Annotated in this window: 8 protein-coding genes; 1 reads left to right on the forward strand and 7 read right to left on the reverse strand. The window is 50.4% G+C overall.

Translation table 11 applies throughout. The annotated features are described in order from the left end of the window. Positions 1-154: 154 nt before the first annotated feature. From CRP01_RS29240 to CRP01_RS29270, 7 genes are all read right to left on the reverse strand, one after another. The gene (locus CRP01_RS29240; protein WP_099153615.1) at positions 155-4,207 is read right to left on the reverse strand and encodes a hybrid sensor histidine kinase/response regulator transcription factor; all 4,053 of its coding nucleotides are present in this window, start codon (positions 4,205-4,207) and stop codon (positions 155-157) included. Between the two features lie 396 nt (positions 4,208-4,603). After that, positions 4,604-5,401 (reverse strand): hypothetical protein, encoded by a 798-nt coding sequence (locus tag CRP01_RS29245; protein WP_099153616.1) that lies wholly within the window; start codon positions 5,399-5,401, stop codon positions 4,604-4,606. A gap of 159 nt (positions 5,402-5,560) precedes the next feature. Then, complete coding sequence (locus CRP01_RS29250; RefSeq protein WP_099153617.1) at positions 5,561-6,424, reverse strand: sialate O-acetylesterase; 864 nt, start codon at positions 6,422-6,424, stop codon at positions 5,561-5,563. Continuing rightward, positions 6,421-8,547 (reverse strand): Sip1-related alpha-galactosidase, encoded by a 2,127-nt coding sequence (locus CRP01_RS29255; RefSeq protein ID WP_099153618.1) that lies wholly within the window; start codon positions 8,545-8,547, stop codon positions 6,421-6,423. The genes CRP01_RS29250 and CRP01_RS29255 overlap by 4 nt, the downstream gene beginning before the upstream one ends. Before the next feature lie 25 nt (positions 8,548-8,572). Further along, positions 8,573-10,354: a RagB/SusD family nutrient uptake outer membrane protein gene (locus tag CRP01_RS29260; protein WP_099153619.1), complete on the reverse strand. Its 1,782-nt coding sequence runs from the start codon at positions 10,352-10,354 to the stop codon at positions 8,573-8,575. 17 nt (positions 10,355-10,371) lie between these two features. Next, positions 10,372-13,845 (reverse strand): SusC/RagA family TonB-linked outer membrane protein, encoded by a 3,474-nt coding sequence (locus CRP01_RS29265; protein WP_099153620.1) that lies wholly within the window; start codon positions 13,843-13,845, stop codon positions 10,372-10,374. Between the two features lie 65 nt (positions 13,846-13,910). Continuing rightward, on the reverse strand, positions 13,911-14,909 hold the full coding sequence (locus CRP01_RS29270; RefSeq protein ID WP_099153621.1) for a FecR family protein: 999 nt from the start codon (positions 14,907-14,909) through the stop codon (positions 13,911-13,913). Positions 14,910-15,105: 196 nt separating this feature from the next. Here CRP01_RS29270 and CRP01_RS29275 point away from each other — a divergent pair, with 196 nt between their 5' ends. After that, the gene (locus CRP01_RS29275; RefSeq protein ID WP_099153622.1) at positions 15,106-15,690 is read left to right on the forward strand and encodes an RNA polymerase sigma factor; all 585 of its coding nucleotides are present in this window, start codon (positions 15,106-15,108) and stop codon (positions 15,688-15,690) included. Positions 15,691-15,905: the final 215 nt, after the last annotated feature.

Consider the following 15,905-nt stretch of genomic DNA (forward strand, 5'->3'; position numbering starts at 1 on the left):
TAGAGAAAAATTTCCCCTTAAAGATGTAGGAAACCGTTTCAAACGGCCTTTACCTATTTTACAATCGCTATAACCCATTTCACATATCCCTAAAAAGACTAGTAGCTATTTAACATTGGTAGGCAATGATTAGGTGTAAGTGGCTCAATTACAATTATTTGTGCATAACACTGGGAGGGAAGCCAAATTTATCGGAAAAAGCCTTGGAAAAGTAACTGGGATCATTAAAACCGACAGCGTAGGCGATTTCGGACACATTGAAGTCGGTGGTTTGCAGCAGTTGCATACTTTTTTCCAACCGGATGGCCCGAATGAACCCGGAGGGGGTTTCGCCGGTGAGGGCCTTGAGTTTGCGGTTGACCTGCATATTGCTGAGATGGACGGCCCGGCAGAGTTCATCGACGGTAAAATCGGTATTATCCAGATTTTGCTCTACGACGGCGATCAGTTTTCGTAGAAAGGTATCTTCGAGGGAAAGCGTTTTTTCCGGAAGAGCCACGATCGAAAAGATACCATTCCCGGCATAGTGCGCCTGTAGGGTTTTGCGTAATTCCACCAGTTTGGCCAGCCGTACAAACAATTCCTCTTTGTGGAACGGTTTGATCAAATAAGCATCCGCCCCGCCGCGCAGCCCTTTGATGCGGTCTTCTTTGGTGGCTTTTGCCGTCAGCAAAATGATGGGGATATGGCTGGTACGCTCATCGTTTTTTAAGGTTTCGCAAACTTCGTAGCCGTTCTTTTCCGGCATCATCACATCGCTGATAATAATATCTGGTACGATTTCCAGGGCTTTATCGATGCCGGTCCGGCCGTTCCGGGCGATCTCGATCCGATAATCCTGCCGGAGCAAGGCCTGAATATAAGTGATCACGTCCCGATTATCTTCTATGATCAGCAAAGTTGGACGATCTGCGTCCGGATTAAATTCGGCCTGCGCTAAAGCTGATACCAGCCTTGTGGAAGCAGGGGGAAGCACAGTTTCACTCCGCCGCCGCTTGGGCGTAGCTACGGCAGACGGTTCCTTTTTACGAATACCGGCATCCCGCCGGATGGGTAAGAGGATCAAAAAATCAGTGCCGGTGCCGGTTTTGCTTTCAACGGCAATTTCTCCACCCATCAGTTCTACCAGCTCTTTGGTCAGCGCCAGACCAATGCCGGTACCTTCCGTCCCACTCAGCGTTGCAGGGAGGGAGACGTTCTCCTCCGAGGCAGGCCGGGTAGGAGCCTGGTAAAAACGATCGAAGATATGGGGCAGATTTTCGGCTGCAATCCCCACGCCGGTATCGCTGACCTTTATTTGCAGATAGGCCTGCCCCTTTATCTCCAGATCCCGGAGATGAAGAATGACCTTGCCGCCCTCCGGGGTAAACTTGACGGCATTGGATAAAAGATTGTAAATAATGTGCTGGATCTTGGTCTCGTCAAAATCCATAACCAGTTCTTTTACCTCCGGATAGAAAGTCAGGCGGACCTCCTTATCCCCGGCCATGGAATAAAAAGACTCCGTCAGGTATTGCAGGTAGTTGACAATGTCGGTTTGCACCAGGTCCAATTGCAGCATACCGGAATCGAGTTTCGAAAGATCGAGCAACTGGTTGATGAGCCGCAGGAGGTTTTCGCTGTTGCGTTGAATGAGTTTCTTTTCTTCGGTGTGCCCCCGGATACTATCGGCTATGCCCATAATGACGGTGAGCGGAGTGCGGAACTCGTGGGTGATATTGGTGTACAGCCGGGATTTGAAGACGTCGAGCTCCTGCAGGCGTCTGGCCTCGGCCTCCGAATACTGACGTCGCATTTCATAGCGGAAGAGACCCCAGAACAGGCTGCCGGCCAGTAGCATATAGCCCAGATAAGCCCACCCGGTCTTGTACCAGGCGCGGGCCACGAAAATGTTGATCGAGCACTCGGAAGATGCATAATAGTCCGGGGTCAGGCCACCCCGGATATGCAGCGTATAGGAGCCCGGCGGCAGGTTCTCGTATTGCAGTTCGTTGCTCTGTGAGGGGACGGTCCAGGTGTTGTCGTAGCCTTCCAGCCAGTAGGAATATCGGTTTTGTTGCGTATTGCGGAAATCCGGCACAAAAAAACTGAGTTTGAAATAGCGATCCTGGTGGGTCAGATTTATTTCCGTTAAGGCCGCCAGGTCGGCCTGTTGTACGAACAGGGAATCCTGTTGTTTATTAAAAATCTCCAGACGGGTAAGAGCTACCCGGTAGGTCTGATCGAAACCGGCTTTTCGGTAGAGCGTCTCCGGCTGAAAAGCATTCAGGCGCTCATCGGGCGTTCCGATGTACAGGCTGCCGTCCCGGGCGGCTAATCCCGGCAGTTGGTGGTAAGCCATCTCGGACAGGGTCGGGAACATAGGAAAATTGGTTAATTCTCCGGTACTTTTGTCCAGACAAAGCGTCCCTTTTTCGGTCACTAACCAAAGCTTGTTACCTCTTTCCGGGAAGATCTGGAAAACTCTGTTTAAGGAGCCGGAAAAGGAGCTCTGTTGGTAGGGGAGGTTGGTTAATTCCCGGCTTGACAGATCCAGTTTACTCAATCCGGATGCTCCTCCGTGTCCGATCCAGAGTTGTGCTTCCTCATCTTCATACAATCCGTACATGGAATTATACGCCCATTGATCCTGCTCCATATTTTCGGAGCTGTAGTAGTTGAGGACTTCCCCGTCCAGTCCCAATTCTACCAATCCACCAATCCAGACCGATAAAAACAAGCTGTGGGTAGTGGGGCTGTAATGGATCTGCCTGATCTCACTATTGATATTGCGAAACCAGTTTGGCTGCGCTAAGCGGAGCTTATTCAGCTTTTTTTCCCGGAGGTCAAAATCATACAATTCCGGCGGAAAAGAATTCACGGCTATCCATAGATGCGTTGCTTCCGGATCGATTCCGTGGGTAAGGAAATCGTAGTTGGTTGGCGAAAAAAGCCGGGTGGTCTGGTAAGTGGTCAGATCAATGGCGTATTCGTTCCAGAATAAGCTGCCCCGGGCGTAGGTCAGGGCGTGGACTTTTTGCGCTTGCGCGGGAAGATCCAGCGGCAGGGCCGACAACTGGCCCGTTTTGGGGTTCAGCACCGTGATCCCGTTTAGGTGCGAGAGGTAAATATTCCCGGCCTCGTCTTCCGTCATCCCTCTGATCCGGCAGCTTTCACCGGAGCAATCCAATCCGGTTTCTTGCAGGGCATATTGACGAAAAAGGTCATCCTCTACGGTGATCTTGACCATCCCCGCCCGGGTCACCATCCAGATGGCGCCCGACCGGTCGCGGTGCAGATTCAACTGGGTACTGTTATAAAACGGAAAGTGCAGGCTCTGCCGGAGGATCTCATCGGTCAGATCTTCCATCTTACCGTCCGAAATGCGGCGTCTGGAAAGGTGAAAGGGAGCGCCCCAGTGCCAAATGAAATCTCTTTCAGCGTACAGCATCCCGAACTTCTCCTCCTGCGGGAAGCGTTCTCCCGCGGGTAAGCGAACGAATTCGTCCGCCCCTTCCCGGAGGTAGTAGGCGCCATACTGGTCCTTGGACTTGTCGGGACTATACACCACCCAGATCGTATTTTCCGTATCCCTGACCATGTGGGTGATCACCGGATCGGTTCCTTCGGGAAAGGTATACGTCTTAACGTTACCGGTGGAGTCAAATGCTTCCACCCGATCTCTGAGTTTTACAAAATACCGATCTCCGATAGTCAGGGTCGCGTCGTAAAACCAGTAGGCATTTTCAATCTGACTGATCACTTCCAGTAGCCTGCCATTACTGGCTCTCAGTACCGAAAAAGTATACTTTCCCGTCATGTCCTGATGTAGTCCCCACATCGCTCCATCTTCACCAAAACGCGGCTGATTGACCTTAATATTGGAGTGAATGACCTCTCTCGCCGCAGGGTCATAGACCAACAGACTGTCTTTAAGGAGAAAAAAATACGACCGCGTTTCATCTCCAAAAAAATGTAAGTAGTCGGAATAGGGTAGCCCCAGGCCTTGCTCCGACATCCTGGAAAGTAGCTGTCCATCGTAAGTGAAAAGATTCGGGTAGGAGTGAAACCACAGCAGGCCGGTGCTATCCTGGATCATGCCCCGGGCATAGGCCAATTGATTGCCTTCCGGGAAAGTGATATTCTCGATCTTTAAATGCCCCTGGAAGGATTGGGCGGCAGCAGTAGCCACGAAAACCAGTAGACTAAAGGTCAGGTTGATTCTCAAAGCACCGTTTTTGATTTTATGTTTGGGTTAACGCTCTCCTCTGAAAGATACAAATTTACCGAAAATTTATACGGTGAAATTTTCAGAAGAGCTATAGGAATTTATCGATTCTGAGATCAGGCTCACTGTAATGATGAGCACGAACCTACTCAGAAATTGGAATTTTTCTGGTTGGGTTTTTACTTACGTAAAATAAGAGAAATGTGGGGAGACTTAAATATGAAGACGGATTTGCAAACTCCTCGTAGCGATAAAGGGCGTGGTATTCGAGGGCCAGCTGAGGTTAATGGACACCAGGAGAAAGTTTTATACAGATGTTTACCCCCGCAGCCGGCATCAATTTGTTGCTGGCTTAATTCAAGCCTTTCAATAGATATTGGAGTCCTTATGGCCGAATTAAAGTAAGAACAATAAAAACATCAGCAGTAGCAAAATCCCGAGGGCCAAAACTACACTATTGATCACTTTCCATTTCTTTTCCGGCAGCTTCAGGCTGGTGGCGCTGCTGATAACCGCAAGAACCGAGGCACCAAAACCAAGATAAGAAGCGGTATATCGGCCTTCTAAAAAGGCAGGTAAGTAGTTTTGGAAAATAGCTACCCGCTCCGGCTGCGTTGTGCCGATCTGAGCAGCATACAACCACATTACAAACAGGTAAATTGGAATAGCCAGGAAAAATAAGCCGATAAACGTTGTGATCTTACACCGGCGGGGATTGATGATCCCATCTTTTGTTCCAAAGCGCTCCTGCAATTCCTCCCGGGATTTATAGTAGAGCCCGGATAATCTGATTATACCGATCAATAGCAGCAGATCGATAAACGGACCGATAAGCTTGGAAACATGAAAGCTGAAGTCAAAGTTTGGAATGGGATGAGACTCTCGGAACAGAAGCAAAGGCAATATCTGGTATAAAATACTCAGGGACAGCGCCAGGTACATTAACCTCAATGAAAACGATTTTCTTAAAAGAAAGAGGATCCCGGCGAAGAGATAAATTGTGTAAACCAAAAGACCTGTGTAATCGAGTATAACCCTTCTCTGCAGCAAGTCGGAAGCTACTTTGGGTAAATGTTCATTGCCATTTTCAAATGTTTGAGCCATGGCGAGGCTGGCGGTATGCTCGAGTATTGCAAATGAGCCGAAGACGATACACAAAATCCCGATTACTTTAATCCAGGTGAACACTTTCATGGAGGGCTATTTTAGTGACCGATTTCCAAGATAGATCGATGTGAGAATGAAATTGCCCTCTTTTCTTCTTAATCAGGATGATGATGATCAACCGAAGATGTGATCTGTTAACAGTGATGAGCACCAACAGGCCCGGAAAGTGTAATTATTCATCCGGGATCATTTCATCAGGGATAAAATTGCTGCGGCGTACCTCCGGCCCAATGCTCGTTGGGCTGCCGAGTTAAAATGTATCTGATCGCCCTTATCTTGCAGATCTGCGGTTTCGACAAGTTCGCATTGGGCATCAGAGAGCGTGTAGGCGGTGATGGCGGCATTGATGCGGTCCCAGGCATCCTGATTGGTGGCAAAGGATCCTAATTGACCCACCACAATGGGCAATGATCCGTCACCCCCTATTTTGCGAAATTCCTCAAACAAGAGCTGCAGGTTGTCCTGGTAGGATTGGATCCTGTCTTCCCGGTGAGCGTCCGCTTCGCCCTGATGCCAAAGGATACCTTTTTGTACACCGTAATTCTTCGCAACGCTCAACCGCTGCCGGAAATTGGTGAGCAGCTGCACGCCCCGGTGCGTTTCGTCATTGATCCACTGGCTTATGGAGCTGCCCCCAACGGCAGTCGGAATCAATAAAATAGAGACATCCTCCGGTAAGTCTTGCAACATTGCTGTACCGAAAGCGATCCCGCAGTCCAGACCTGCCCCGGACGGCTCGTAAAAGTGGAGGGGCTCCCGGGCCGTGACGACCTCATTTCCTTCGTTGATGGTCAAAATACGGTGGTTCCTGATCCGGTCTTGTGCTTCAATAGCCGCCCGCCCGGCCATATTGGATTGACCGGCCATAACGAACACCCATACCTTTTCCTTCGTCGGCAGATCCGGGCCAGCCGAGGTATCGGTATCAGGTTGGATATCCTGCTTATGAATGCCACAGCCGGCTACGAGAAACAGCAGGAGGGCTGGTATCAGCCATTTGTAAAAGTATCTAACTGATGTAATAGTGTCGAAAAGTTGCCTGTTGGTCATATGTCCGTCCTGGTGATGGTAATGGTACCGGCCCCTTGCAGGCCACTGTTCGGGATACCTTTATAAAAATTATTGCCAATACTGCTGAATTCCATTTCTGGGGAGCTTGGTCTTCCTTGTCCTGAATACAGCACTACCGGACCGATCTCGGTAAACGAGAGGGTAACACGATCCTCCTCCATATCCATGATCTCTACGGTAGCTGGAGCGAGATACTTATCCGGTCTGCCGATCACCGCCCACTGTTGACTAATCGGGCAGAGTAGAAAAAGCTCGCAGCCAAAACCGTCCATTTTAAAATCCATGCCGGCATCTGTCAGTTTTTGTCCGGTCTGTTTGTTCCAGTCGTAAACAACGAGCCCTTCCTCCGGTACTTCCCAGAAGCCGTCGAAAGGCTGCACCATGGCCGAGGCATAGGTATAATCTTTTGGTACAATTTTCCCGTTTAAGGGGGCTTCGGCCGTTACGCTTAGATTGTAAGCGGCAATGGCGCAGGCTTTGTTCTTCAGTGGAGAAATGGTTTTATAGACATGGTCCGTTTCGTAAAGGGCATCACTGAAAATACTTTCCGGTAAAGGCACACCCGGAGCTTCCGGCCGGATCAAGCGGCCATCTTCGTAGCACAGGGTATTGATGACGGCCGGATTAAAATCCGCCGGGTCATCGGATAAATAGATCGGTCCACCGGACATCGCCTTGGTGATGGACATAGCTGCTCCTACCTCTTCATCCGAGGAATGGAACATGTCATGGTCGGGCCACAAGCTTTGCCCGAGCCACACCACATTGAAGACGGATTGCAGGATCTGCGATTTGGAAGTGGGCAGATTGTGTTTTTGATAATCCGGACTGGTGCGCATGGTGGCACTGTTGGTGGCATTTAATAGGTCTATGGTGTTCTGTGCACTGCAGTTCATCAGTCCGATGCCGTGTTCGAAGCAGGCCTGCTCCAGGGCCAGTACATTTTCGCGCTGAGCGCTGGCGGCATTGGGGAGCCCGTAGTATTCAATGGTTGACCTGGATACGTTATCGGTTTTCATGAAGTCAAATCCCTGGTCCTGGATCCTGGTTACCAGGTAATCGTAAAAGGCTACACTGGATGCCATATCATCTTTAGGAAGCAGTCCTTTTTCCCGCTGCGGATTGGGCGTCAGAAAGGGGGCCAGTTCTGGCATCCGGTGGTCGATGTGCACGCCATTCCAGTGGGAAAGAAAGCCGTGCCAGATACCCATCCATTTAATGCCATCTTCCCGTTTTCTGGATACGATCGGTTGCCATCCATTGGGGAATTTTTCCGGGTTGGGATCAAAAGACTTCAAAAAGCCACCATCATCATCCTGGTGTCCGTCGTCGATCAAAAACCAGCGTACCGGGATCCCGGAATTATCAATTTTATCGATAGCACCCACCAGTGTAGCTTCGTCAATATTTTTGTGGTATTGTTCCCAGGTGCACCAGCCCAGGTAGGCTAAAGGCTCGGGATACTGTTTTTGATCCCGCAGACTTCCGGCGGTCTTGAACTTGTCGCTAGTGAGGGCTATTTCCCAGGCTTTGGCAATGGATTCGTACACATTTTCGGATTCGTACCAGGACAGCAACGGGACCTGGCTATCGCTGGGTACCGCTTCGGTACCCAGCGACCCGTAATCCAGCAGCAGCTTGCCGTCATCCGTTACTTCCAGCCAGCTCACACTGTTTTCGCCCGCCAATGGTAGCAGGGTCAGGTAATGACCGTTGCTCAGTTCCAGGATCGTCGTTAAGGCCCGGCGATTGGGATGGGGAATACGGGGTGGCACCGGATCCTTTTCCGAAAAAATGGACTGGAGGTCGTTTTTACCTACCCACGGAAACATGCGGTTGCTGGCGCCGATCCACCGGAAATGATTGGAATCGGCCGCTACATGGACATAGCGTTCAAATTCCGGCAGCATGATCTCTCTTTGAGACGATGTACCGGCAGCATCCGGTCGGTCGAGCACAATCAGGTTGCTGGTTGCATCGGTACCGACCCGGATGGTGTCAGGTACCGGAGCATCCGGATGTCCTTTTTCTGTACAGGCGAAAAGACCGGAAATAACGAATAACCAAAGACTACACTTTCTCCAGGAAAATGTTTGCTGCATTTTAAAGTGGATTTGAATTTAAAAACTACTCGGGTTTGGTTTGATTCGGATCGGTCAGCGGAGGGATATTGGTTTCAGCCCCCGGATATCCATTAGCCTGATTGATGTGCCCCAATGAATTTGCCCGGATCTCCGCCTCCTTGATCGGCCAATACACATGGTACGGTCGTATCCGGTAAATATTACTGCCCTGGAGGATCTCATCCCGGTAAAAATTATTCCGACTGATCACCCGGTCGTAAAACCAGTTGTTCTGGTGCATGCTCTCCAGGGAGTAACCGTTCCTGCCGAGCTGCGCCATGATGTAGGCAACCCGCGTCAGTTCCGATTTGCGTGGCGTTTCGTGGTAAAGCTCCCGGGCTCTTTCATCAAAGATATATTCAATATCTACCGTTGCTACCGGAGTAGCCTGGGCTCTGGCCCGGATGGTGTTCACGTCTGCCGTAGCTTGATCCAATTCTCCTTTCCACCAGTAGGCTTCCGCCCGCAGCAGGTAGAGCTCCGCCAGCCGGTAAACGTATTCATCACTGGAGGAGCGGTCGGGACGGGTGTTGCCGGTTTCATCGATGTACACCATCTTGTTGTAGGCGACCGGGTACCACTGGCGAATGTCGGTAACGGAATTGGGATCAAATGGCTGACCGTAGTAGTCCGATTTGGGATCATTATAAACGTATCGCTCCATGCCGAACCAGTTGTTGTGGGAATACCTCAGATCGTTAGGATCTTCAGCTCGCAATTCCCGTACGTAGTGAGAGGGTACCATCCGGCCTACGCCGCGTCCGAGTTGTTCGATCATGCGGAGGCCGCTGCCGTAGTCCAGGTCCGTACAGGCGCGTACGCCGTTAGGATCCCGGGCCTGCCACCAGACGGGCCCAGTGTCCCTCATTTTGGCCGTGCCCCGATCATCCACATTACCTTCGGTCAGATGCTGATCCTGTACAACCAGAATGGCTTCCGTATTCTCCGGCAGGCTCTTGTTATTTTTTTGGTGCAGATCCCATAATACATCGAACTGATCGGGATCGAGAAAAGAATAGGTCAGGAATTCCGGCTCGGTGGTGCCGAAGCGCTCGGTCATTAGGGCATATTGGCTGCCGTCAATCACCTGGGAGGCTTCGGCTATCGCCTGGTCGAACCGGCGGAGTGCCAAGTAGCACTTGGTGAGTAAAAACGATCCGGCGGCCCGGCTTACCTCTCCGGGTTGTACGGATTCCGGTAGCCATTGCACGGCAAATTCCAGGTCTTCGGTGATCTTCTGCAGGATGGTTTCCCGGGAATGGGAATAAAAGTCGAGTCGGGGAGAATTGATCTCTTCCAACACCAGGGGAACATCGCCAAACTGGTGGACGAGCCGGTAGTACCAGTACGAGCGCCCGAAATACCCCTGAGCCAGCAGCTCGTTTTTTTCTGCTTCCGTCACATCGATCATTCCGGCCCGGTTGATCACCAGATTGGCATCTTTGATCGCCTGCCAGGCCAGGTCCCAGTAGGCAGATACCTCACGATCTTCACCGGAATTAGGAGTCATCTGTAGTTCCAGATTGTGTACGATGTTATTGGGTGGAGCACCATTTACACTCATATCCGAGTAGTTCCACTCGCCGAGCAGATGGTGGTTTTCCAACTGGGCGTATTCGTTGCGCAGTCTTCGGTTCATGGTAATGATCACGGCCTCCAGACCGGCTTTATTATTCAGGGTATTTTCCGGAGAAAAGAACGAAAGCGGCTCCGGTACCAGTCTCTCTTTGGAGCAGGCGGTGAGCAAAAACAGCACCGAAAGGAATATATATAGGTAATTTTTCATGATTCAAATTTTTCAGATTAAAAGCTCAAATCCAGACCCAGCGTGGTAATGAGTGGGGTAGGGGCACTCGTCTCCACATCCCAGCGATAATTCCACCCACCAAACGTAAAAGCCGGTAAATTCTGAACATTGGCGTAAAGCCGGAGGGATTGTATATTCCACTTCTCCAATAAACTGCGGGGCATGGTATATCCCAGCGTGATATTCTGGACCCGCAGAAAGGATTTGTTATCGTACCACCGGGTAACGGGAGATGAATTCTTGGAATCCAGTCTGGCCCATTCGTTCGATGGATTGTCCGGCGTCCAGTACGGGGTTATGTATTTATTGACCCGCTGTTGCTGGACCCGGGAGTTGAAATGCTCGTTATTCACGCCCCGGTAATCGAGAAAAGCGTTCATCAGGATGGACAGATCAAATTGCCGGAAGGTGATATCATTTCGGAAACTGAGCCGGTAGCGGGGAGTCGCATAGCCCTGAAAAACCTGGTCATCGAAATTGATCAGACTATCCCGGTTGACATCTTCGATCTTAAGGTCGCCGGGCACCCGGCCGTAAAGCGCGGCTTCATCTTCTTCACCTACCTGCCAGATACCCAATACCCGGTAGTCGAATATTTCATCAATGGCGTGGCCGATGTACCAGCCGTTCTCAATATCATCCTCTTCCCGCTGTCCGATCACATTGCCGTTGGCATCGAGTATATCGACCATGTCGCCGTAAAGATGGGTGATCTTATTGCGGTTGTACCAAAAGGATAGATTTGAACCCCAGGTAAAACCGTCCCGGTTGAGGTTAACGCTGTTCAGGCTGATCTCCAGTCCCTTATTCTGTACTTCCCCGAGATTGGCAAATACGTCGGTATAACCCGTAATGATCGGTAAGGTCCGCTGGAGCAGCAGGTCATTGGTCACACTGTGGTAGACATCTACCGAACCGGAAATGCGTCCCGATCCGCCGATCCCAAAGTCCAGACCGGCATTATACGAAGTGGTAGTTTCCCATTTTAGATCGGCGTTGGCGAGGTCGGTAGCATTGATGCCGATCACGGTAGATTGGCCGTAGATATAACTAGTGCCGTTGAGCCTGGAGAGTGCCGAATAGACTCCGATATCCCGGTTGCCATTCTTACCCCAGGATAGCCTCAGCTTGAGGTTGTCAATGAGTTTGGAATCCCGCAGGAATGCCTCGTCGGATAAACGCCAGGCAAAGGATACCGCCGGGAAAGTCGCTCGGGGATTTTTGGAACCAAAAGCCGAATAGCCGTCCCTTCTCAAAGTTAGGGTCAGGTAATAGCGATCCAGCAGGCCGTAGTTCAGTCTTCCCATCATCGCGTCGGCGGTGGCCCGGGTATCATTACTCCCAATGCTGGGATTGAATCCGGTCGACAGATCGTGGTAAGAGAGGTTGTCATTGGGACTGAACTGGGAGTTGGACTGACTACTGGAAAAGGTCTCCGCCTTTTCTACATTGTATAGAAAGGTAAGATCGAAACTATGGCTGCCGAGTGTCCGGTTCCAGTTCAAAATATTATCGACCATCCACCGCTGATCAAACTGCTCCCGTCTGGAACCCGCATCTCCGCCGGCACCGATGGAGGCAATGACCGGATTGAACCGATAATCCTGGATGAAATACGCCCGGTTCGACCAGTTTACCCGGTAGGAAAGGCCAAAGGGTAGGCTCACTTTGGCGAACAGATTGGAAAACAGCTCCCGTTGCTGGTAGTAATTGTCCTTGTATTCCCACAAGAGCGGATTAACGGCCAGCGCATCATCGTAGGGTTGGTGCCGGTAACTGCCATCGTCGTAATATAGATCGCCAAACGGACTTTGTTTTTCGTAAATATCCAGGTGGTTGGGCAAACCGGTAGGCTCTTCCTGAGAAGAGGCCTGGAGATTAATGCCCATGGACAGGAAGTCGGTAACGGCCATTTCCAGATTGAGCCGGCCCCTTAAGGCAGCGTATTCCTGATAGCGCAGAATGCCCTCGTTCTTTACATAACCCAAGGAAGTGTAATAACTCAGATTTTCGGTTCGTCCGGACACACTGACCGTGTTATTCATCCGGAGGCCGGTTTGGAAAATAATGTCTCGCCAGTCCAGGGCATTTCCAGCTTTGTAATTGGCAATTTCAATATCGCTCAATTGTAAGCGGCCCAACCAGATATCCTGCGGATCGGTAGCGGTACCGACCAGGCCGTCGTAATCCAGCCAGTCATTCAGTGAAACGCCCGTCGGCAGTTTGTTAGGGTCGGCATAATATCCCGGCTGGTTGCCGGCATCTATCTGGTCAAATACGGCGGCTTTATAGTCCAGGTACTCTCCGGGACCGTATACATCCTGGATCACACCCGCCTGGGTCCAGCCCGTAGCACTCCGCACATTGATCGTAGGTTTTCCGGTGGAGCCTTTTTTGGTGGTGATGATGATCACACCCGCCGCGGCGCGGGAACCGTAGACGGCCGCCGCACTGGCATCTTTCAATACATTGACACTTTCAATATCGGCGGGATTAATGCTGGAAAGGTCTCCCTGGAAAATGACGTCATCTACCACCAGTAAAGGTGAATTGTTGGCGCCCAGTGAAGTCGGACCTCTCACCTGCAAACCCGAACTTCCCTCCGCATTGGTACTTAAACCGACGTTGAGCCCCGGCAGGGCAGATCGCATTAACTCCGTAATGTTGTTGGCCGGCTGACGGTCCAGTGCCTTGGAATCAAAACTGGCCACCGAACCGGTGATATCGCTCTTTTTGGCCGTACCGTAGCCTACGACGACGACTTCGGACAAATTTTCCACATCCATTTCCATCGTTATGGCGATCTCCGTCCGGCCATCTACCGGAATGTCCAGCGGATAATAGCCTACGTAGGAAATAGTCAGCACCGCATCATCGCCAACATTGATCTGGAATTTCCCTTCCACATCCGTCGTAGTGCCGTTTGCGGTACCTTTTTCAACAATGGTGGCCCCGATCAGGGGAATACCGTCGTTGTCGATCACGGTGCCGCTCACCAATTGCTCCTGTTGCAGCAGCAGGGCGCTTTCCGTAATGGATCGGACTTTATCCAGCCGATTGCTGCTTTGGATCTTTAGGTTGATCTTCCCTTTTTCTTCCAGCTTTTTTAGTTGTCTTATTTTTCTTTCCAGCTGGTTGGCTCGCTTCTTTCCCTTTTTGGAATCCTGATAGATGACGTAGTATTTGGTGCTGATGGCCCGGTATTCCAGTCCGACACTTTTCAACAGCCGATTCATGGCGGAGTCGAGGCTTTCTCCGGATCTAAATTTAAAATCCACCCGAACCTCCCGCAGCAGGCGGTTCTCGTAGGAGAAAAAGACTTCGTAGGTTTCGCTTAGTTCGTCCAATACTTCCAGCAACAGCCGATCTCCCGCGTTTGTAGGTGGATGATCGCCGGTCGCCGCCGGTAGTCGCCCGCCAAATAGGCACAAAAGCAGGCAAACCCCTAGGAATGGTTGCTTAAATTTCATAATTTCGTTTTTTTAATAGAGAATTTTGTAGCCGGGAATAGCAGTCTTTGATTGTCCCGGTTTTTTTATTTTATGGTCCAGATCGTCTCACCTTTTTGCACTTCCAGTCCCAATCCTTCCAGCATATTGAAGCCGGTATCCGGATCGTCTACGGGCAGGAATATGGTGAATTCCCGCTCCAGGTCGGACTGGTCTTCCACCACCACTTTGACCTCGTAGAGTTCGTGGATCTTTTGAATGATGTCTTTTAACAGCGCATCCCTGAGAATAGCCGTGCCATCTTTCCAGGAAGCAGGCGCTTCGTTTTCAATCCGTTTTTTGGTGGATGTCCCGGTAGCCTGGGTGTAGGTCAGCAGCTCGCCCGGTTCCATGAGGATATCTTCCGCCTGTTCCTCCAGATCCAGATTGATCTTACCTTCCTCCAGGAAGACTTCGGTGGTCGCATCCCGGGCATTGACATTGAAGGTAGTGCCGAGCACTTCTACGGTAAGATATTCGGTAATGACTTCGAACTTTTGTCCGGTCTCCAGCTTTTTCTCTACTTCGAAATAGGCTTCACCTTCCAGCCAGACCTGCCTGGATTGGCGGTCATCCCAGTTTTCGTGGTATTGAATGGAAGAATTAGCGTTCAATTTTACCGTAGATCCGTCGGGAAGAGCGATGGTCTTTTGTTCGGCGAAGGCCGTCTGGGTCACCACCATATCTTCCGCTCCGACCCAAAGCCAGGTCAGCGTACCGACCAGGAGCAGGAATACGGCAGCACTGGCCACTTGCAATAGGCGTCTTCGACGGAACCGAATATGGAGCCGCCCTCGCTGGGGTTTGGTTTTTTGCAGATCAGAGGAATCGACGGTATCTATTCGCCTGAAAAGCTCCTGCGTCATATCCGTAGCCATGGTATCCTCCATCTCCGGGTAGTTTTTTAACTCCTCCCAAAGCCTGGTCATAACGTCCTTATAGGTTTCGGCCGGGTCCTCCCGGATCAGGTCCAACAGCTGCTCCAACTCTGCTTTTGAGCAGGCGCCCCTGTATAATTTTTCGATCAGTTTTTCTTTATTCGCCATGCAACGGATGGTGTTTTAAGGGTCAGGATCGTGACTCTATTTATATACTCCGACAAAAAGACCCCCTGGGGCCCATGCGGATCTCCACTTTTTTTAAAAAAATTACGGATTGGTATTTTTCCAGAATTTTATTCTACTTTTAGTCGCCGTCTATTTAAATTTGTTTGGAATTCTATGGCCGATTCGTCTAGTCAAAATGGATGCTCAAGAAAAACACCATCTGATCCAGCTGTCCGGAGGCAATAAACAAAGCTTTGCTTTTCTGTTCGAGAAGTACAGGTCCAAGGTCTATTACTATAGCTTTCAATTCGTGCGCAGCCGGGAAGTTGCGCAGGAGATCACACTTGATGTTTTTACCAAAATATGGGAGAAGCATACGACCATCCAGGCCACCCAGTCCATCAGTGGACTCCTGCTGAAGATCACCCGCGATTTGTCCATAACTTATTTGAGGAAGGCGGCGAAAGATGAAGCACTCAGGAAGGAGTTTGTTCAGAATTACTTCCAAAGCCTCGACAATCCGTTGGAAGAACAACTGATCTTCAAGGAAGGCCTGGAGATCGCCCAAAAGGCAGTTGAAAGTCTGCCACCACGCTGCCGACAGGTATTTCAGCTTCGTTATAGGGAAGGTTTTTCCCTTAAGGAAATTGCCGATGAATTGAATATTTCCGTCAGTACGGTAAAAAAGCAATTGAAAAAAGGTACGCTTATTGTCAAGGCCTATCTGGAAGCGAATACCGATCTGGTTTTCATTTTTATTGTAGGACAGTACTTTTCCTAGCAGGCTGGATGTGGCCGGATGATGAGTGGGAGTGGGGTTGGATTAAACTTTTAATCCTGCAGGATTTCGGTAATCCTGTTGCCTCAGTGGAATTTTTTTTCGGATCAGCTGTGGCAGTTGTATTTCGTGGTCCGCCACGGTGGCTTCAATTACCGCCAGCGTTTCGTAAAGAGAGGTGAGGTGATCCCGACAGGGTTCTTATAAAGCTGTGTAAT

This window comes from Flavilitoribacter nigricans DSM 23189 = NBRC 102662 (assembly GCF_002646595.1).
Classification (GTDB): Bacteria; Bacteroidota; Bacteroidia; order Chitinophagales; family Saprospiraceae; genus Flavilitoribacter; species Flavilitoribacter nigricans.